Source organism: Pseudomonas sp. L5B5 (assembly GCF_020520285.1).
Classification (GTDB): Bacteria; Pseudomonadota; Gammaproteobacteria; order Pseudomonadales; family Pseudomonadaceae; genus Aquipseudomonas.
Window position 1 is genome coordinate 1,688,219 of sequence record NZ_CP084742.1, and the last position, 19,350, is coordinate 1,707,568.

Annotated in this window: 21 protein-coding genes; 15 read left to right on the forward strand and 6 right to left on the reverse strand. The window is 64.1% G+C overall.

What is annotated here, in order from left to right; all coding sequences use genetic code 11:
• Positions 1 to 351 precede the first annotated feature (351 nt).
• Together LGQ10_RS07600 and mqo are read right to left on the reverse strand one after the other, a co-directional pair.
• Positions 352 to 1,071, reverse strand: coding sequence for a GNAT family N-acetyltransferase (locus tag LGQ10_RS07600; RefSeq protein WP_058437595.1), 720 nt, complete (start codon positions 1,069 to 1,071; stop codon positions 352 to 354).
• Between the two features lie 237 nt (positions 1,072 to 1,308).
• Positions 1,309 to 2,946, reverse strand: coding sequence for a malate dehydrogenase (quinone) (mqo, locus tag LGQ10_RS07605; RefSeq protein WP_058437593.1), 1,638 nt, complete (start codon positions 2,944 to 2,946; stop codon positions 1,309 to 1,311).
• Between the two features lie 775 nt (positions 2,947 to 3,721).
• Between mqo and LGQ10_RS07610 the strand changes: the two genes are divergently transcribed.
• The 8 genes from LGQ10_RS07610 to LGQ10_RS07645 all read left to right on the forward strand — a co-directional run bounded on the left by LGQ10_RS07610 (position 3,722) and on the right by LGQ10_RS07645 (position 11,545).
• The gene (locus LGQ10_RS07610; RefSeq protein ID WP_226525173.1) at positions 3,722 to 4,486 is read left to right on the forward strand and encodes a hypothetical protein; all 765 of its coding nucleotides are present in this window, start codon (positions 3,722 to 3,724) and stop codon (positions 4,484 to 4,486) included.
• Complete coding sequence (locus LGQ10_RS07615; RefSeq protein ID WP_226525174.1) at positions 4,483 to 5,121, forward strand: hypothetical protein; 639 nt, start codon at positions 4,483 to 4,485, stop codon at positions 5,119 to 5,121. Before LGQ10_RS07610 ends, LGQ10_RS07615 begins: the two co-directional genes overlap by 4 nt.
• Positions 5,122 to 5,170: 49 nt before the next feature.
• Positions 5,171 to 5,665, forward strand: coding sequence for a PaaI family thioesterase (locus tag LGQ10_RS07620; RefSeq protein ID WP_058437587.1), 495 nt, complete (start codon positions 5,171 to 5,173; stop codon positions 5,663 to 5,665).
• Positions 5,666 to 5,784: 119 nt separating this feature from the next.
• The gene (locus LGQ10_RS07625; protein ID WP_413247590.1) at positions 5,785 to 6,294 is read left to right on the forward strand and encodes a sigma-70 family RNA polymerase sigma factor; all 510 of its coding nucleotides are present in this window, start codon (positions 5,785 to 5,787) and stop codon (positions 6,292 to 6,294) included.
• Positions 6,291 to 7,262: a FecR family protein gene (locus LGQ10_RS07630; protein ID WP_226525175.1), complete on the forward strand. Its 972-nt coding sequence runs from the start codon at positions 6,291 to 6,293 to the stop codon at positions 7,260 to 7,262. The genes LGQ10_RS07625 and LGQ10_RS07630 overlap by 4 nt, the downstream gene beginning before the upstream one ends.
• Before the next feature lie 96 nt (positions 7,263 to 7,358).
• Positions 7,359 to 9,800, forward strand: a complete 2,442-nt coding sequence (locus LGQ10_RS07635) for a TonB-dependent siderophore receptor (protein WP_226525176.1) — start codon at positions 7,359 to 7,361, stop codon at positions 9,798 to 9,800.
• A 104-nt stretch (positions 9,801 to 9,904) separates the two neighbouring features.
• Entirely contained in the window at positions 9,905 to 10,600 is a 696-nt protein-coding gene (locus tag LGQ10_RS07640) for a DUF1963 domain-containing protein (protein WP_226526106.1), read from the forward strand.
• Between the two features lie 99 nt (positions 10,601 to 10,699).
• Complete coding sequence (locus LGQ10_RS07645) at positions 10,700 to 11,545, forward strand: CAP domain-containing protein (protein ID WP_226526107.1); 846 nt, start codon at positions 10,700 to 10,702, stop codon at positions 11,543 to 11,545.
• A gap of 70 nt (positions 11,546 to 11,615) precedes the next feature.
• Here LGQ10_RS07645 and LGQ10_RS07650 read toward each other — a convergent pair whose 3' ends face one another.
• The gene (locus LGQ10_RS07650; protein WP_058436675.1) at positions 11,616 to 12,293 is read right to left on the reverse strand and encodes a hypothetical protein; all 678 of its coding nucleotides are present in this window, start codon (positions 12,291 to 12,293) and stop codon (positions 11,616 to 11,618) included.
• A 202-nt stretch (positions 12,294 to 12,495) separates the two neighbouring features.
• Between LGQ10_RS07650 and LGQ10_RS07655 the strand changes: the two genes are divergently transcribed.
• The 3 genes from LGQ10_RS07655 (at position 12,496) to LGQ10_RS07665 (ending at position 14,267) form a co-directional block, all read left to right on the forward strand.
• Positions 12,496 to 13,044, forward strand: coding sequence for a hypothetical protein (locus tag LGQ10_RS07655; protein WP_058434430.1), 549 nt, complete (start codon positions 12,496 to 12,498; stop codon positions 13,042 to 13,044).
• Positions 13,045 to 13,128: 84 nt separating this feature from the next.
• Positions 13,129 to 13,770: a LysE family translocator gene (locus tag LGQ10_RS07660; protein WP_226525177.1), complete on the forward strand. Its 642-nt coding sequence runs from the start codon at positions 13,129 to 13,131 to the stop codon at positions 13,768 to 13,770.
• Between the two features lie 2 nt (positions 13,771 to 13,772).
• Positions 13,773 to 14,267 (forward strand): hypothetical protein, encoded by a 495-nt coding sequence (locus LGQ10_RS07665; protein ID WP_226525178.1) that lies wholly within the window; start codon positions 13,773 to 13,775, stop codon positions 14,265 to 14,267.
• A gap of 11 nt (positions 14,268 to 14,278) precedes the next feature.
• Here the strand turns inward: LGQ10_RS07665 and LGQ10_RS07670 are convergent, their stop codons facing one another.
• The 3 genes from LGQ10_RS07670 to LGQ10_RS07680 all read right to left on the reverse strand — a co-directional run bounded on the left by LGQ10_RS07670 (position 14,279) and on the right by LGQ10_RS07680 (position 16,482).
• A complete protein-coding gene (locus tag LGQ10_RS07670; protein ID WP_058434432.1) occupies positions 14,279 to 14,461 on the reverse strand; it encodes a DUF1289 domain-containing protein in 183 nt (60 codons plus the stop codon).
• Between the two features lies 1 nt (position 14,462).
• Entirely contained in the window at positions 14,463 to 14,834 is a 372-nt protein-coding gene (locus tag LGQ10_RS07675; protein ID WP_058434438.1) for a hypothetical protein, read from the reverse strand.
• Between the two features lie 76 nt (positions 14,835 to 14,910).
• A complete protein-coding gene (locus LGQ10_RS07680) occupies positions 14,911 to 16,482 on the reverse strand; it encodes a L,D-transpeptidase family protein (protein WP_226525179.1) in 1,572 nt (523 codons plus the stop codon).
• Positions 16,483 to 16,632: 150 nt separating this feature from the next.
• Between LGQ10_RS07680 and LGQ10_RS07685 the strand changes: the two genes are divergently transcribed.
• The 4 genes from LGQ10_RS07685 to LGQ10_RS07700 all read left to right on the forward strand — a co-directional run bounded on the left by LGQ10_RS07685 (position 16,633) and on the right by LGQ10_RS07700 (position 19,285).
• Positions 16,633 to 17,358, forward strand: a complete 726-nt coding sequence (locus LGQ10_RS07685) for a murein L,D-transpeptidase catalytic domain family protein (protein ID WP_058434433.1) — start codon at positions 16,633 to 16,635, stop codon at positions 17,356 to 17,358.
• A gap of 71 nt (positions 17,359 to 17,429) precedes the next feature.
• Positions 17,430 to 17,735 (forward strand): hypothetical protein, encoded by a 306-nt coding sequence (locus LGQ10_RS07690; protein ID WP_058434434.1) that lies wholly within the window; start codon positions 17,430 to 17,432, stop codon positions 17,733 to 17,735.
• A 58-nt stretch (positions 17,736 to 17,793) separates the two neighbouring features.
• Positions 17,794 to 18,315: an alpha-ketoglutarate-dependent dioxygenase AlkB gene (locus LGQ10_RS07695; RefSeq protein ID WP_226525180.1), complete on the forward strand. Its 522-nt coding sequence runs from the start codon at positions 17,794 to 17,796 to the stop codon at positions 18,313 to 18,315.
• A gap of 88 nt (positions 18,316 to 18,403) precedes the next feature.
• On the forward strand, positions 18,404 to 19,285 hold the full coding sequence (locus tag LGQ10_RS07700; protein WP_226525181.1) for an alpha/beta fold hydrolase: 882 nt from the start codon (positions 18,404 to 18,406) through the stop codon (positions 19,283 to 19,285).
• Positions 19,286 to 19,350 lie beyond the last annotated feature (65 nt).

Consider the following 19,350-nt stretch of genomic DNA (forward strand, 5'->3'; position numbering starts at 1 on the left):
CGTGTAGCCGCTGCCGCAGGCTGCGTACGGGCGCGCAGCGGCCGCAAGGTTCACTGGCCCCGAAGGCCCTGCGGGCCTTGTCGCAGCCTCGCGGGCTCGGCAGCGGCTACGGAAATCTGCGGTGATCTCAAAGGGCGCGCCGCGCCTTGACGCTTCGTGTGGCCGCTGCCGCAGGCTGCGTACGGGCGCGCAGCGGCCGCAAGGTTCACTGGCCCCGAAGGCCCTGCGGGCCTTGTCGCAGCCTGGCGGCTCGGCAGCGGCTACGGAACCTGCGGTGATCTCAAAGGGCGCGCCGCGCCTTGACGCTTCGTGTGGCCGCTGCCGCAAGCTCTGTCTACGGCAGGTACAGGATCAGACCAGCCGCGGTGCCCGTGAGCGATGCAACGCGGCCTCCCCCAGCCGCTCGCGGACCAGCGCCTGGGCCTGGCGAGTCATCTGGTCCAGGTGGCGGTCACGCTTCTTCTCCGCCTCGATCATCGCCTTGCGACCCTGCTGCGCCAGCAGGTAGGTGTGGATCTGCCGCACCTCCACGGAACTGTAGATCGGCGCGACATCCAGCACTGCCAGCAGGCCATCGCTACCATGGTCGCGGGTGTTCATCAGCACCTGCGGCCCCCGTGCACCCAGCAGCTGGAACCCCAGGGCCTCGAAGCACGGGACCTTGGCCACGCTGCAAGCCAGCTCGGCATGGGGATAGCGCACGCGCATCGCGTCCAGCATCTGCCGGGCAATCCCCTGGCGCCGCCGGTCCTGGCGGACCGCCATATAGGCCACGGCGCAGGCCTCGGGATCGTCCTTGAGCGGCAGGTACAGCACAAAACCCAGCACCTGCTCCGGGTCCTGCGGGTCGCTGGCCACCAGCAACTCCACGGCGATCCCCCGGGAACCGTCCATGGCTTGCAGGTACAAATGCACCTCATAACCGACGCCGTACTGGTAGAGGTTGTACAGCGGATTGCTGGGGGCGATGGCGACGGCGCTGATGTCGGTGATGTAGTCCACCACCATCTGCTGGATCTGGCTCTGGATGGCTTCGGCGGGCGGGACCTGGAACAGGGTGATGCTGGACATCTGGATGGTGACTCCGAGGGTTGGGGCATGCCCGCCAGGGGCGGGCGCGCCATGATACCCCTTCACGCAGGCGCAGGGGCGCACTGCCGCGCAGCGGACTCAGGCAGAGTCGGGGAAATCAAAGGAGGGAGGCTGGCCAATCGTGGCAGCACAACACGCCGGCGCAATCGAGCCAGCGAGCCGATGCCCGGGGGCATCGGCCGTGCCCCGCCCGGCGAACGCGGGCGGGAGCGGGGCTTACAGCGCCATGTCGGCCGCTGGGTTGCTCTCAGGCTTGGCCATGCTGGCCGGCGCTTGAGGGGCCGCACCCTTGACAGGTGGCGGCGGGGTCAGTTGCAGCACTTCGGCGGTGTAGGCCCATTCTTTGGCCACGCGCTCAGGGCTGTCGTTCAGGGCAGTGCCGTAGCTCGGTACGATCTGCTTCAGCTTCTCCTGCCAGGCTGGAGTCGCGACCTGGTCCTTGAAGACTTTCTGCAGCACGCTGAGCATGATCGGCGCAGCGGTGGAGGCACCCGGGGAGGCGCCCAGCAGGCCGGCGATGCTGCCATCCTGGGAAGCGACGATCTCGGTGCCCAGCTTCAGCACGCCGCCCTTCTCTTCGTCACGCTTGATGATCTGCACGCGCTGGCCGGCCTGCCACAGGCGCCAGTCTTCCTGCTTGGCGTTGGGGAAGTATTCCTTCAGGGCCGCGAAACGGTCGTCATCCGACAGCATCAGCTGGCCGGCCAGGTATTCCACCAGCGGGTATTGCTCGATGCCCACCTTGGTCATCGGCCAGATGTTGTGCGTGGTAGTGCTGGTCAGCAGGTCGAAGTACGAACCTTCCTTGAGGAACTTGGTGGAGAAGGTCGCGAACGGGCCAAACAGGATCACGCGCTTGCCATCCAGCACGCGAGTGTCCAGGTGCGGTACGGACATCGGTGGCGCGCCGACCGAAGCCTTGCCGTAGGCCTTGGCCAGGTGCTGCTCGGCCACTGTGGCGTTCTCGGTCACCAGGAACGAGCCACCCACCGGGAAACCGGCGTACTCGTTGGCTTCGGGAATGCCCGACTTCTGCAGCAGGTGCAGGGCACCGCCGCCGGCGCCGATGAACACGAACTTGGCGTCGGTCTCGGTCTTGGAACCATCTTTCAGGTTCTTGTAGGTCACGCGCCACGAGCCGTCTTTGTTGCGCTCGATTTCTTCTACTTCGCTGGACAGCTTCAGGGCGAAGTTAGGCTGGGCCTGCAGGTGGGCAACGAACTGGCGAGTGATCTCGCCGAAGTTGACGTCGGTGCCGATCGGGCTCCAGGTCGCAGCGATCTTCTGCGCCGGATCACGACCTTCCATCATCAATGGAACCCACTTCTTGATCTGCTCGGCATCTTCGGAGTACTGCATGCCGCTGAACAGCGGGCTGGCTTGCAGGGCTTCGTAGCGGGCCTTGAGGAACTTGAGGTTGTCATCGCCCCAGACAAAGCTCATGTGCGGCGTGGAGTTGATGAACGAACGCGGGTTCTTCAGGACGCCGCTCTTGACCTGCCACGCCCAGAACTGGCGAGAGATCTGGAACGCTTCATTGATCTCGATGGCCTTGGCGATCTCGATCTTGCCGTCCTTGCCTTCAGGGGTGTAGTTCAGCTCGGCCAGGGCGGAATGGCCGGTACCGGCGTTGTTCCAGCCATTGGAGCTTTCTTGAGCCACGCCATCCAGGCGCTCGACCATCTCCATGGACCAGTCCGGCTGCAATTCATTGAGCCAGACCCCAAGGGTCGAACTCATGATGCCGCCACCGATCAGCAGTACATCCACTTTCTTGGGCTCAGCCGCGTGAGCGGTCGTGAGGCCTATCGACATCGCCAGCCCGATGAGGGCCGTGTTCACTTTCTTCAACATTCTGTAGTACCTACGATAGAACGCCATCCGCCGCCCGATCCTCGATCCTGTGAATCCCGGAGGGTGCGAAACAGGTATTTCGCAGGTCCTGGATGAACGCATTCAAGAGAACTGGGGGGTGGGCACACAAGGCCGACGAAACAGGCTCGACCTCAGTTTTATATCGCTCCGGTGCTGACTTCTTGTCGTTTTTGGCTCAGCTACATGAGTGACACTTGTTACTCGGGCTCGTCACGGGACGCAGCCGACAGGCAGCCGCCCTGCTCCTTTCCATGTCCGCGGGCATCGACTCGACGCGCAACGGCGGCACCCGCCTTCGCGGGGGCCAGCAGGGAAAAAGGGTCGGATTCCATCAAGGAAGGTTGATGGACATTGCCTGACATTACATTCGGCGGGTTTGCCCAGAGACTCCCGCCCACTTGCAAAAGACCCGGTCAGGCCATTTGAAGCAAAGCACAGGAGGTCTATTTTTGCACAAACGATGAACCGATTCAGCGCAAGAATATCATTACGGCATCAGCCTGTCTTGGCCGCGCCGGGTCGCCGGCACCCGGGACAAACCCCGTGGGTCTACGACATCCAACGCAATCAATGCGTCACAAGGACGCTGCCTCGGCGCCCTGTCGGGCCCAGCGCCGGGCTGGCCATCCTTGCGCCAAATGCAATAAAGAAGGCGCGGCACGGCATGGGACGGGTAAAAAAAGCCCGACCTCCTAGCCAGCATTCAATCAAGACGCCATGATGGCGGCCGCCCGAATCCACAGAAGCCAATGGAATGCTGCACGCCTTTCGTCATGGAAAAAGCCGCCTGTTCAAACGCTATCTCGGCCACCGCGAAGAAGGTGAAGCCAGGGTCTGCGAGGAAGACGAAATCACCGCCCTGATCATGGGTCCGCTGGACTACCTGCCGGCCGAAGCCGTCGGTCTGTTCTGGCAGGCCGTGGTCGAGCAGGGAATGCAGCCCCCACAAGGGGCCTTTCCCGTCGGCACCGTCAGCCGTGCCCGGATGCATTTCTGGCCGCGCCGGCAAGGCGTCGAGCCTGACCTGTTCGTCGAGCTGCACTGGCCTTGCGGGCAGCGGCGCCTGCTGCTGGTGGAGTTCAAGTGGAAGGCGCCCTTGAGCGGCAGCGATCAACTGCACCGGCAATGGCTGGAATTTCTCCGGCCCGAGGAACGTGGCGATGCCTACCACCTGTTCATCGCACCGGAAATCAGCGCCGGCCTGACGGCCCTGAGCGAGCAGGACATCTGGAATGGCCGGCTGCTGTTGCGCCCCTGGGCTGGCATCCTGAACCTGTTGCGCCATCTCAATGGCCCGGGGGCGGCGCTGCTGGAACGCTGGACGCTGCACATCAGTGCGTTCCTCGAGCAGTTGGGTGTCAGGCGGTTCCAGGGTTTCACCGGGCTTCGGCCGCCACCGGCCATCGATAGGCCGACCCTGTTCTGGACTCCGATCAACGGCTTCGCCGAGCTTGATCCGCCAGACCTCTTTCCAGCAACCCGACAGACGGGTTGCTTCATCTGGAGTTCCCTCCCATGACCACCCTGCCCGATATCGGCAAGGCGATCAGCGACAACATCGCTTTCGTTTCACGACTCGGCGCCGAGTGCGACCGACTGGCCCAACTGATTCGCGAAGAGCTCAGCCGCCTGCTGCTGTCACCGGAAATCGCCCGGCGCTACCGGGCTGGCGGCGAGTGGAACAATGTCTACGCCGAAGATGATCATGGCTGGGTCATCACTGATGTTGCTTGTTCACTGCCACTGATGATCAAGCGCAAGCGCTCCGTGCGCGACCACTTGGTGGTGCAGATCAGCCTGAGCGGTGAAGGTATCGATGCCCTGGATAATCATGTGCCATTGATTCACATCGGCCGTGTTGAGGACGCTATCGACTTCACCCCCAATCACATAACGTTCCCGCTGGATACCGAAGACCTCGACGGCTTGGAACTGGACAACCAGCGCTTGTTTCGCTGGTTACCTCACTACTGGTGCTACAGCCTGCGCCTGACCGACATCAATACCCCACTCGATGTCCAGCGCTGCATCATCAAGCCGGTGATCGCGCTATTGCTCGAGAACACTGCGACCAAACCGCTGGCTGAGGCCGGTGCGCTCAAGTATGCAAAGGTGCCGAAGGAGCCCGGCCAGTTCCGGGTCCTGCCTCGCTGAGGCCCATTGCCCCCTGAACACCTGAATCCAAGAACAACAAGGAACACCCATGCTTTCCACTTCCCTGCAAGACACCACCGCGCCCGAGGGCGTCTGCTTCGGCTGCGGCAGCAGCAACCACCACGGCCTGCACATCAAGAGCCAATGGCACGAGGACGGTATCCACGTGGTCGCCGAGCACTTGCCCGACGCCAAGTACTGTGGCTGGCCAGACCTGGTGTATGGCGGCCTGATCGCGATGCTGGTGGACTGCCACTCCAACTGGACCGCCATGGCCTACCACTACCGCGCCGAGCAACGCGTTCCCGGCAGCCTGCCCCGCATCGATTGCGTGACCGGCAACCTGGGGATCAAGTTCATCAAGCCCACGCCCATGGGCGTGCCCCTGACCCTGCGGGCCCGGGTCGAAGGTGAGGTGGGCCGCAAGAGCCAGGTGATCTGCGAGGTCTATGCCGGCGACGTGCTGACGGCCATCGGCGATTCGGTGTTCGTGCGCGTCGATACCCAGCAACTGGCCAACGCAGCCCATGGCCGTGAAAACTGACACTGCTCCCCCATGCCGTCCTGATCGATGAGGGTCAGAGTGCCCTCATGCGGTGATTGCAGTCCTGTCCGACGCCCTTGTATTATTGAGAACGATTCACACTCACATCTCGGCGGGCAATGGTGCACTCATCTTCGAGCAACAAGCTGGGCTTCTTTTTCAGCGACCACCACCGGTGGTTGCTGCAACACATCCAAAAGCGCCTGGGCAACCGTGCCGACGCCGAAGACACCGCCGCCGATACCTTCTGCCAATTGCTCAGCGCCCAGGTCGATCCGGACAGTATCGAGCAGCCACGCGCCTACCTGTCCACCATCGCCAGGCGCCTGGTGTTCGATCGCCACCGCCGACGTCAGCTGGAGCAGGCTTACCTGTTGCGCCTGAGCGCCCTGCCAGAACTGCTCGCGCCCTCCCCCGAGGAACAGCTGCTGCTGATCGAAGCCCTGGTGGCGATCGATCGCGTGCTCGATGGGCTGCCGATGATCGTCAAGACAGCCTTCCTCTACAGCCAGCTCGATGGCCTGAGCTATGTGGCGATCGCGCAAAAGCTCCAGCTGTCCGAACGCACCGTCAGCCGCTACATGAAACAAGCCCTGCGCCAGTGCTACCTGAGTGACCTCGCCCTGTGAGCCGGCAACGCCTGGAGCCAGCAGTCGAGCAGGCCATCGACTGGATGGTGCGCTTGCGCGCCGGCGACACCAACCCGCACCTGGAACAGGAACTGGCCGCCTGGCTCGCCAGCGATCCCGCCCATGCCCACGCCTGGCACCATCTGCAGGCCAAGCTAGGCACCTCGTTCAGCACCTTGCGCACCCTGGATCAACGGTTGCCCGGACAGGCCGCGCAAGCCCGGCAGATGCTGCTCAGCCCCCATGCGTCTCGCCGCCAGTTGCTGCGTGGCCTGGCTGGGCTCGGCCTGCTGGGTGGCGGCCTGTGGCTCGGCGCACGCACACCTTATGGCGAAACCCTGCTGGCGGACTTCAGCACCGGTCGTGGCCAGCGTCGGGACTTCACCCTGGCCGATGGCAGTCGCCTGAGCCTGAATGCCGAGAGTGCCGTGGACTTGCGGTTCGACGACCAGCAACGCCTGGTGATCCTGCGTCACGGGCAACTGCTGATCCAGGTGGCCAGCGATCCACGCCGGCCGCTGCGGGTGCGCAGCGCCCAGGGCCAGGTCCAGGCCCTGGGCACGCGCTTCCTGGTGAGCCAGGAAGCAGGCGCCACCCGGGTCGTGGTGCAGGAGCATTCGGTGCGACTGCGCCTGCAAACCGGCCATGAGCAGGACCTGCAACAGGGCCAGGCCGCCCTGCTGTATCCCGGGCGGATCGAACGGCTGACGCAAGACCAGGCGCACCGTGGCGATTGGCTCAGCGGTCGCCTGAATGTGCTGGACGACTCCCTGGAACAAGTGATTGCCGCCCTGCGCCCCTATTGCCGGGGTTATGTCCGGGTCAGCCCGGCGGTCAGTCGTCTGCGGGTGCAGGGTGTGTTCCCGCTGGACGACCCGCAGCGGGCCCTCGATGCCCTGGAACAGACCCTGCCTGTTCGCGTCGAGCGCTTCGGTCCCTGGCTCACCCTGATCCAGCCGCGCAGTTGAGAGCAGATATTTTTTAAAAATAACTCTCATTCGTGTCTGGTTTTCATTTTTCGTCCCACCTATCTCCTGACACCTCAACGCAATCAGGAGAACTCCGTGCGCAACCCTTGGCTTCACGCCCTTCCCGTCGCCGTCGCCCTGGCAGCCCTGAGTGGCCCGGTCCTGGCCCAGGAACAGTCCCGGTCCTTCAATCTGCCAGCCGCTGCACTGGCGGAAACACTCAATGCCATCGCCGGCCAGAGTGGCGTTGTGCTGTCGCTGGACCCAGGCCTGGTCTCGGGCAAACAGGCTCCTGCCGTGAAAGGCACGATGACACCGACCCAGGCCATGCACACCGCCCTGGTTGGCAGCGGCCTGCAACTGCGGCTCACCGCCAGCGGCCACTTCAGCGTCGAGCCACTGCCAAGCGCGGGCGCCGGGGTGCAACTGGGCACGACCAGCATCGTCGAGAGCGGGTTCGACACCGCCACCACCGAAGGCTCCAACTCCTATGCCGCTCGCGCGGTGACTATCGGCAAGGGCCAGCACAGCCTGCGGGAAATTCCGCAGTCGGTCACCGTCATGACCCGCAAGCAACTGGATGACCAGGGCCTGACCGACCTCAAGGCCGCGGCCAACCAGACCACCGGCCTGGTCGGCGTGCAAGGGGTGGGCAAAGGCATGATCCTGTCGTCGCGGGGTTTCCAGATCGACGACTGGCAATACGATGGCGTGCCGATCCCGCGCAACACCTACTCGCTGGGCAACTGGGCGACCCAGGACCTGATCTTCTTCGACCGCCTGGAAGTATTGCGCGGTGCCTCCGGCCTGCTGCAGGGTACCGGCAGCCCGGGGGGCGCGATCAACCTGGTGCGCAAGCGCGGCCAGGATGCACCCACCGTGACCCTGACCGGCAAGGCCGGCTCCTGGGACCACTACGGCCTGCAACTGGATGCCGGCGGCCCGCTGAACGATACCGGCACGGTGCGCGGACGCGTGGTGCTCGACGAGGACCAGAGCGATTCATTCATCGACAAGCAATGGAGCAAGACTCACTCCCTGTACGGCGCCCTGGATTTCGACTTCAGCGACGACACCACCCTGGGCCTGGCCGTGAGCCGCTCCGAAGCCGAATCACGGCCGATGATCCGCGGCCTGCCGCGATACGCCGACGGCAGCCCGGTCGACGTGCCTCGCTCGACCTACAGCGGAGCTCGTTGGAACCACTCGCAGATCAACGTCACCACGCTGTATGCCGACCTCGAACATCGCTTCAACCAGGACTGGACGTTCAAGGTCGGCGCCGTGCGCATGAGCGAAGACAACGACTCGACCCAGCAGCGCACCCAGACCATCTCCGACGGCCTCAATCCTGACGGCAGCGGCGTGCAGTACGCCGACTGGATCACCGATTTCGACAACACCAAGATCGGCCTCGACATGAACGTCACGGGACGCTTCGAGGGCTTGTCCATGGAGCAGGAAGTCACCCTGGGCGGCAACTACGCGAAGATGACCAGCGACGACGTTTTCGCCCGTACCTTCAACAACGGCGGCAACATCCTCGCCATCGATCATGATCGACCGGAAATCAGCTACGACAGCCTGCTCAATACGCCTGGCGGACGTGCCACCCACAGCCAATACGACATACGCCAGAAAGGCCTGTATGGCAGCTGGCGGATCAAGCCCGTGGAGGACCTGACCCTGGTGCTGGGCTCACGCGTGAGCTGGTACGACTATCGCTACGACGCCACCAACTACCAAGCCATCACCCGCCAGGCCACGGTGCAGGCGCCAAGCACCATGACCGACAACGGCGAAGTCACGCCCTACGCCGGTTTCATCTACGACTTGAGCCGCCAGTGGTCGCTCTACGCCAGCTACACCGATGTGTTCGAACCCCAGACCTCGCGCACCGCCAGCGGCTCGGTCCTGCAGCCGGTGATCGGCACCAACTATGAAGTTGGCCTCAAGGGCGAGCTGCTCGATGGCAGGGTCAACACCTCCCTGGCGCTGTTCCGCTACGACCAGAAGAACCGTGCCGTCCAGGACACCGCCTCGGGTTACGCCTGTGATGGCTGGTACTGCTCCACGGCCTCGGGCAAGGTGCGCAGCCAGGGCCTGGAAGCCGAGGTCAGCGGCGAGGTCATGGATCGCCTGCAACTGTCTGCCGGTTATACCTACAACACCACCAAATTCCTCAAGGACCCCGAGGAGCAGGGGCGGATCTTCAGCCAGTGGACTCCCAAACACATGGTGCGCGTGTGGGGCGACTATCGCCTGGACGGCGAATGGAGCAAGGTCAGTACCGGCCTGGGCTTCACCAGCCAGAGCCATACCCTGGGCTACGAACGCAGCTACAAGGTGCCGGGCTACACCGTCTGGAACGCTCGTATCGCCTATGAGCTCAATGACCAGGTCAGCCTGGCACTCAATGCCTACAACCTGTTCGACAAGCACTACTACGTCTCCGGCTTCAACCAGCTGGGTGGCAACAACAGCTTCGGCGATCCGCGCAACTTCATGCTCAGCGTGAAGTACACCCCGCAGTTCTGAAGCACGGCGAGCCGGCGCCCGCCATGCAGGCGGGCGCTGCACGGGGTGCCCGTTTTTTGTATGATCCGATCCCCCGTTCCCCTGTAAGGACGCTGTACTTGACCATGGACATCCAGAGTATCCAGGAGCGGCTGGCCAAGCCGGCGCTCAAGTTCACCGCCGGGGGCTTTCGTCCCACCCATGACGATGAGGAAAGCTGGCTGGGCCGGGTCTTCCTGTTTCGCGCAGATGAGGAGTTGCCGCGCAACAGCGCCGGCGAAACATTGCTGCCGTTCGCCCAGTTCCACCTGCCGTCCCTGCCCTTTCACAGCCCGTGGCTGCAAGGGATCAAGCTGCTCACGGTATTCGTGGCCAACCCCTTTCCCGATGAGCTGGAGCCCATGGGCGAGCGTTGGCTGGTGCGCGAGTATCGTGACGAAGAGGTACTGGTGCGCAAGGAGCTGACGGCTCCCGGGGCCTTTCTCAAGCCCTTCCCACTCAAGGCAGAGTCTGTGGCTGCCGACTATCCATTGTGGGACGGTGGTGGCGTGCCGGAAGACCTGGAGCAGGAGGTCCTCGAACTGGAACGTTCCGGCCGCATCGAGTGCTACTACGACCTGGTGACCCACTGCTACGAGCACAAGCTGGGAGGTTATCCGTCGTTCTGCCAGTCGGGGATCGACCCCGGCGAGGGTTTCGAGTTCGTGATGCAGATCTCCTCCGACGCCAAGATCAACCTCAACGTGGTGCACAGCGGCAGCCTGATGTTCTGGAAGCACCGCGACAGCGGCGAATGGGCGCTGTACTACGACTTTTATTGAAGTGCCGGTGATAACGCCGATTTCATCTGCCGCCGGATGAAAAGCACCGAGGGCGAGTGCATCATGGGCGCAATCGATTCCTGGGAGACCTTCATGTCCATGCGCTCACTGCTGTTGTCCGTCGCCACACTGTCCCTGGGGCTGCTGGGTCCGGCCGGGGCCATGGCCGATGACCAGGCGCAGTTGATCGAATCGATCAACGCCTACCGCAGCCAGCCGCAACGCTGTGCCAACCAGGCCTCGTCCGAACTGCCACCGCTGGCCAGCGACCCCCGCCTGATCCTGCCGGTGGACAACGTCGGCGACCTGCAACAGGCCCTGGCGCGGGCGGCCTACCCCATGGTCAATGTCCAGGCCATCAGCCTGGCCGGCCCGCGTGATGCCCAGGCGGCGATGCAGGCGATCCGCGAGAGCTTCTGCCAGGTGGTGCTGGACCCGCAATTCGTCGATATCGGCGTCAGTCGCCAGGCCACCCAGTGGCGCATCGTCCTGGCCCGCCCGTTGCTCTCGGCCCGCCTGGGCGACTGGCAGGCCGAGGGCCAGCAGTTGCTGGCGCAGATCAACAGCGCCCGCAGCCAGCCCCGGCAATGCGGCGGCCAGGGTTTTGCCGCCACCGCTCCCCTGGCCTGGAGCTCGACCCTTGGCGATACCGCCCAGGAGCACAGTCGGGCCATGGCCAACCAGAACTACTTCGATCACAAGGACCGCGACGGCCGCACCCCAGGCGATCGCGCGGAACTGGCAGGTTATGCCGGCCAGCAAGTGGGAGAGAACATCGCCGCCGGCCAGGACAGCGTGCGCAAGGTGGTGGACGGCTGGCTGGCCAGCCCCGGGCACTGTGCCAACCTGATGAACCCGGCCTACCACGAACTGGGCGCGGCCTATGCGGTGGACCCGAAAAGCGATGCCGGCATCTACTGGACCGCGATGTTCGGCGCACCTTGAGCCTGCCTGAACCGCCGTAAATGAAAACGCCCCGACTAGTCGGGGCGTTTTCATTGCAGCTGGGGCGCCGTCACTTGTTGACCGCCATCTGCCCAGCATCCTCCTGGGTCACCAGGGCCTTGAGCGAGACGTCGAACTGTTTCAGGGCATCGAGTTGCAGCTCGGTCTGCTGGTCGATCTGGGCAGCGATCTCCGGTGCCGCCTTGCCCCGCACCCATACCGAAGGCATGTCCTTGGCGCGCAGGCCTTCGGCCTGGCCGATGTACTGCAAGTTGGCATCGTAGAACTTGGCGATGAAGCGGGCCTCGACCCGGTTGTTGCGCTTGGTCACCAGCTGGTTGTAGGTGTCGAGCATCACCACCACATCGGGATGGGCCTGGACCGCCGCATCGAGGTTGTCGTAGACGGTCACAGAAGCGAAGTGCTTGTGCAGCGAAGCCATCAGCCAGTTGATCGCCCGTTTCGGGTCGGAGCTGCTGACGAACGCCTGGCTGATGCGTGGATCGAGGTCGGCGCTCTTCGCGCCATTGAGCGCCACCGCGTGGTAGTGCTCGAGGTATTCGAGGGTATTGAGGGTGTTTTCGCTGTACAGCACACCGACCGACTGTGCGTGCTGAAGGTTGGCGCCGCTATCGGCCACGGGCAGGAAATGGCAGGCCATGTCTTCGTCGGCGGCGCTGGCCACCCCAGAAGCACCGGTTCCCGAGAGCAAGACGACGACAAGGGCCAGCAAAGTCGAGATTCTCATCGGGGGTTTCCTTCTGCAGCAAAAACGGTGTAAGCGCTATCTTCCTCCTTTGTCGGAAAAACGGAACCTCCACTTTTTGATGATAACTATCGATCACGACAATGATGTAGAGCGCCGCGACAACTCGTTGCCTAGAATCGTCCGACCTCTATTTCCCTCGGCCATCGAGCAGGCCCCGCAAGGCCTGCAAGCGGAACGCCCTATGACCCCATCAGCCCTGCACACCCTGCGTGAAACCATCAGGCAACTGCCAGTCACCGCGCCGCCAGCCCCCTGGGTGCTGGTGACCCAACGGGCCGCCGGCAGCCTGCTGGAAGTGGGTTTCGACCGTGACACCGAACTGCTGATGGTGACCTCCAGTGCCGGGCGCAGTGTCATCGACTGTGTGACCGGCGAGAAAATCGCCCGGGACTACACCGAGGAGGTCGAGAGTGACCGCTACCTCGAGGCCGAAGGCATCGGGCCCCTGGCAGGCAAGACCATTGCCATGTCGGGGATCAATGGCGGCAGCCTGCCGCTGGGCAGCGACGACGGCTGGTGCGTGCATAACGTGACCCTGGCCTGGCCCGAGCAGCACCTGCTGCTGGTCGAGCCGGGTTCCTGGCTCCATGGCGCCGAGCACAACCGCCCCGCGACCTTCTACAAGCTGGCCATCGAATACGACTGTCGGGCCTTTGGCTTTTCCTACAGTGGCCGGACGCTGGTAATCGCCTCATCATGCGATCTGCTGATTTATCGCCGCGGCGTCTAGATCGCGTTCCAGGGCCCGGCGCAGAGGATTTTCCGACAGTTTGTCCTGTAGAATCCTGGCTCTTTCACCCGACGAGCCCAAGCCATGGATGCCCACTCGATCCTCACCTACACCCTGGTCGCCGCCATTGCCATCGCCAGCCCCGGCCCGGCTACCCTGGTGGCCCTGCACAACAGCGTGACCTACGGCGCCAAGTCCACCCTGTGGTCGTCCCTGGGCAATATCAGTGGCCTGTTCTGCATGTCCGCCGCCGCGATGCTGGGCCTGGGGGCGTTGATTGCCAGCTCCGAATGGGTGTTCAACGCGGTGAAGATCCTCGGTGCCGGCTACCTGTTCTACCTCGGTGCCAAGCAACTGCTGAGCAAGAGCCCGCTGCTGAGCGCCAGCAGCCTGGACGACAACGGCCCCAGCGCCCCGCCACGGCTCAAGCTGTTCAAGTCGGCGTTCCTGACCGCCGCCACCAACCCCAAGGCGACCATCTTCTTCACCGCGCTGTTTCCGCAGTTCATCGACCAGCACGCCGCGCTGCTGCCTCAGTTCTTCATCCTGACCCTGATCTTCATGGTCCTGTCACTGACCTCACTGAGCGTCTACGCCCTGCTCGCCTCCCGAGCCAAGGGCGTGTTGACCCGCCCGGCGCTGTCCAAGTGGGTCAACCGGGTCGTGGGTTCGACCTTCATCTTCTTCGGCAGCACCATCCTGGCCATGCGCCGCCAGGGTGTGTAGGTTTGCGGACCCTGCAGATCGACCTGATCAGCGAATCCCTGCTCGGCCACTGGGAAGTCCGCCCGGGTGTCATGCAATGCGAGCAGCAGTTCGGTAGTCGCCTGATCTATGTCCAGCACCCCAGTGGGGAGCCGCCACACCGCAGACTGGCGGCTGCGCAGCAGCAGGTCCAGGCGGCCTGGGACGATGTGCCCGGCGCCCTGGACTTTGCCGGGCACCTGTGCGAACCCGCAATCGGCGCACTGTGGCGCCTGTATCAACACCAACGGCTACTGACCGCACCTCTGGCGGTCTACTCGATCCACTTCGATATCGACAACCCTCACCCCTGCTACACCATCTCGCAGAATCCGGACTTCGATTGGAGCGGAACGCTGACGATAGAGAACGAGTTCGCACAGCCGTGGACGCTCGACCTGGCGGAACTGGAACCCGAGAACGACTTCTGGCTGAGCATCAGGCGCCTGGGACAGGGGCAGTTTGAACGCGATGCCTGAGCAGGCGGCTTTCAGCCCTGTTTTTTGCGCAGGGCTTTCAGGCGCACGCTGGCCCGTTGCACCGCCGCCATCTTCTCCGGACGCTTCATGCGCTTCCACTTGCGGATATCGTCCTTGGTGCGGCCGCAGCTCACGCACAAGTCGCCACTGAGCTGGCACAGGGCGATACAGGGATTGTCGATGTCGCGGGCCATCTCAACTCCGCCCCGGACGCAGGCGGGCCAGGCGCCGGGCCCAGTCGCCGCCACTGACCCGCCGGCATTGCTCTTCACTGTCGAAGAACACATGGGCCGCCACCGGTTCCAGGGCTACCCCGGCCTCTTCCAGCGCCCGAGCCGTGAGCTCGACCATCCAGCCGCCCTCTCCCGCTGCCAGGGCCTGCTCCTTGCAAGCCTGGGTATCGAACACCCAGACCACCACCATGCTGGCAGGAAAGGCGGTGTAATCGACTTCGTGGGTCAACCAGCAAAACCCCTCGAGACGTGCCTTGGCGGCCTCGCAGGCCTCGGTGAGGGTACTGGCCAGCTCGCGCTCCAGGGCGGCTTGCTGGCGTTTGGTCAATGGCATCGCGGGGCCTTGGCTGATCGGCGCAAAAAGGCCGCACAAGATACCTCAAGCCAAGGTCGCAAGCGCCTGTTCATGCTCAGATCTTGCGACCGAGTGCGGCCGACAGCACTTCGTCATGCCCATAGATGTCCGGCGCATACAACAACTGCCCATGGCTGTCGGCCTGCACGGTCCAGTAAGTCAGCAGGATCGGCACCGGCTTGGCCAACCGGAACTCGTGCGTCAGGCCCGTGGCCAGCAGATCGTTGGTGCGCAGGCGTTCCGCCGGACTGAGCAGCCAGTCGCGCAATTGCAGCGCCTGCTCGACCCGCACGCAGCCCGAGCTGAAGGCCCGCGGTCCCTTGCTGAACAGCGCCTGGCTCGGCGTGTCGTGCAGGTACACGGAGAATGGATTGGGGAAGCGGATGGCGATGCGCCCCAGAGGGTTGCGCGGCCCGGCGCCCTGGCGCAGGAGAATGTTGCCCGGACGCTCCCAGTCGACGTCCTCGGCAGCCAGGGGCTGGCCGTTGGCATCCAGTACTTGCAGGTTCTGGCGGCTGAGAAAGCCCTGGTCACGGCGGATCTGCGGCAGCTTGTCTTCCTTGAGGATGGTCGGCGGCACGGTCCAGGTCGGGTTCAGGGTCAGGCGCGTGACCTGGGACTTGAGCAGCGGGGTCTGGCGCTCGGCGCGGCCAACCTGGGTACGGGTCTGCCAGACCACTGCATCGTGCTGATAGAAGGTCAGTTGCGCCGCCGCAACGTTGACCAGCACGATGTTCGGCTCGAAATCCCGAGCCAGCCAGCGCAGGCGCTCGAGGTTGATGCGCAACTGCTCGCGACGCAGGACCGGGCTGACGTTCATCTCCTTCAAGGTGCCAGCCCCCACCACGCCATCAGCCTGCAGTGAATGGCTGAGCTGGAAGCGCTTCACCGCACTCACCAGTTCCTCGCTGTAGGTGTTGTCGGCATCAACGGTGGAGTTTTCCAGGAATCCACCGTGGTACAGGCGCTGGGCCAGATCGGGGACGCGCTTGTCCTGCATCTGCGGACGCAACAGCGGGCCACCGGCCACGACCTGCCAATGGGGCAAGGGCTGCTGCCGTTCCTGGGCGTAGGCCTGGCGCAGGTTGCGATACTGATCCAGGTTCGGCCGCGCTCGGTCGAACGCCGCCGCGATGTCATCCAGCCCCGGCCCGGCGATCGCCAGCAGCACGTCCTGGCGGTCGTCCGGCAGTGGCTGGGCGCGCCACAATGGCTCGAAACGGGTTTGCGAAAGGCGTCCGTAATGCAGGTCCTGCAAGGCTTGCAGGTACTGATGGCTGATGTCGATATCGACACACAGGTCATCACCGGCAGCGCTGGCCGACGGCACGTGGTAGTGCCCGGGGTCCAGGCCGTCATCGACCATCCGCGCCAGCTGCGCCTGCAGTTGACCCAGGCGGCCCCCAGCCGACCAAACCGGTTGTTCGCCATGTTCACGATAGAAGGCTTGCAACAGCTGCTGCGTGGGCAGGTCCAGGCGCTGCGCCAGCGCCGGACAGGCCACCGCCAGTGGTGGCGAGGCTGGCTGAGCCGGGCTCGCCGGCGCCTGGGACAGGTCCTCGGCCGCAGCGACCAATGGCGCAGCGAGCAGCCACAAGCTCAAGTAACATGCGTGTTTTTTGAACAACTGCTTTACTCCAATCCATTGCCCTCAGGCTGAGGGCCAAGCGTTACGGCAGATGCGGACAACAATCAGGCCTGGGCATTAAACATATAGACCAGACTGCCGGGGAGACAGGACGTCAGGAGCCAAAGTGACCATGGGGATGTTTCAGACATGTTGACCTTCTTGAGCCGATTCTGCCTGGCGGCCATTGCCCTGGGCGCCATTTGCAGTCCTTCCTTTGCTGCCAGCAAGCCCCACCCCACGACAAGCCCGACGCTGTACAGCAGCCTCGCCCACGCCGCCCCGGAACTCAATCCCCAGGCCCTGAAAAGTGCACTGAGCGCCATGCAATGCGCGGTCGGCAGCGGTGCCCGGCAAGCCCGGCACCTGGCCGTGATCGACTATTCCCAGCCCTCCACCGCCCGGCGCCTGTGGATCTTCGACCTGCGCAGCAAGAAGCTGGTGCTGCGCGACCTGGTGGCCCACGGCCAGAAATCCGGGGAAAACTTCGCCACCCAGTTCTCCAACCGCCTGGGCAGCTACCAGTCCAGCCTGGGCCTGTTCCGCACCCAGGAAAGCTATGAAGGCAGCCATGGCTACTCGCTGCGCATGGACGGCCTGGAACCGGGCTTCAACGACCGCGCCCGTGACCGCGACATCGTGATCCATGCCGCCGACTACGTGAATCCCCTGTGGAGCCAGCGCCAGGGCCGCATCGGCCGCAGCCAGGGCTGCCCGGCCGTGCGCCCGCAAGTGGCGCGCCAGGTCATAGACAAGCTCAAGGACGGCCAGTTCATGTTCTCCTGGTATCCCGACCAGCGCTGGCTCAAGTCCTCGGCCTACCTCAACTGCCAACCCCGGCAAGTGGCGAGCATCCTCGGCGCCAACGGCGGCTGAACCGACCAGCACTTGCACGCAATAGCAAGGGCGAGATACCGTCGGTGTCCGCCCTCTCCCGCTCAAGCCCCATGCACAGGTTCCTGCTCCACATCCCCGGCCCCCGCCCGGCCTTCTACCAGGTCGCCGAACACCTGTGGGGCACCAGGTGCAATGTCGACTCCGATGGCGACAGCCGCAGCGCGGCCGATGACCAATGGACGGAGCTGACCCTGATCCTGCGAGCCGACAGCACCCAGCGCCTGGACATCGACCCGCTGTCCAGGGCGCCGCTGGTCCTGGCCATATGTTCCAGGCAAGCCGAACTGGGCCACAGGGCCGCACAGTTTCTCCAGGCCCATTGCGGCGGCACCCTGGAACGCCAGACAGAGCGCTGAAGCGCCCCCGGTTCATCCCCTCCCAGTGATTGTTTTTTCCAGCCAAGGCAGGCCCATCATGACCCCACCCGATATCGACTTCGTTACCCATTTCGTTCCCGACCCGCACGCCCTGTTCGAGCAACTCAAGACCTCGGTGCTCTGGGACGAACGCATGCGGGCCCGCAAGACCGCAAGCTTCGGCGTGCCCTACGACTACTCGCAGATCAGCTACCCGGCCGTACCGATGCCCGAGGCACTGGAACAATTGTGTCCGGTCATCGCGCAATTGCTGGGGTTCCATCCCAACAACTGCCTGCTCAACTTCTACCCGGACGGCCAGTCGTCCATGGGCTTTCATTCCGATGCCAATGAACAGCTGGTAGCCGGCACCGGCGTGGTGGTGATTTCCCTGGGGCATGCGCGCAGCATGCTGTTCAAGCACAAGCAAAGTGCTGTCATCCACGAATACAGCCTGCCCAGTGGCTCGCTGCTGCACATGTCCGACGCCTTGCAGACCCAGTGGCTGCATGCGATTCCCAAGGCGCCCGGCGCGGGCGAACGAATCAGCCTGTCGTTCCGCCAGCTCAAGGAGCAATAGTGCTGGAGCCGGTCCGGATCGACGCTTGACTCGAATGCCGCCCCGTCGACAATGCCCGACTGTGCTCATCGCTCCCTGTCGAGGCTCCATGCAGTTGATTCCCTGGTCCTACCCGTGCTCCGAAGGCTTTACCCTGCGTGGCCTGCGTTCCACGCCTTCGGGCAAGCCACTGCTGCACTTTCTCCATGGCAACGGCTTCTGCGCCATGGCCTACCAGCCGATGCTGGCGCTGCTGGGCGAGTCGTTCGACCTGTGGCTCAGCGACATCCAGGGTCACGGCGACAGTGACCATGGCGGCCCCTTCCTGGGCTGGAACCGCACCGCGCAACTGGCCTGCGAGGCGTTCGAGGCCGGGAGAGGCGACTACGGCGACGTGCCGCGCTATGCCCTGGGCCACAGTTTTGGGGGGGTGCTGACCTGCCTGATCCTCGCCGAGCGACCGGCGCTGTTCGCCAGGGCCGTGATGCTCGACCCGGTACTGTTCACGCCCTCGATGATCAGCTCGTTGCGGTTGCTGTCGGTGCTGGGCCTGAATCGCCGCCACAACCTGGCGCGCAAGGCCGCCGCCCGCCGGCGCCACTGGCCGGACCGCGCTTCGGCCAAGGCCGCGCTGGCCAATCGCGGGATCTTCAGGGGCTGGAGCGATGAGGCCCTGGCCGCCTACGTCGAGCATGGCCTGAAGGACGACGGCCAAGGCGTGGCCCTCAAGTGCGCCCCCGAGCGTGAAGTGGACATCTTCAGCTCTGTTCCCCGGCGCCTGTGGCATTCCCTGCGCCAGGTCCGCACCCCGAGCCTGGTAATCCGCGGGCGCGACAGCTACCCCTACGTGGCCCACTCGATCGAGCGCTGGGCCGCTATCAACCCCTCCCTGCATACCCGGGTGCTCGACGGCCAGCACTGCTTCATGCAGGAACATCCCGAGGCGAGCGCCCGGGCTGTCACCGACTTCCTCCTGGACCAACCTGGCTGAATCCCTTCAGCCGACCGCCCAGCAAGCATGTCATTGTGCTATCATCGGGCGGTTTTCCGGCTCGG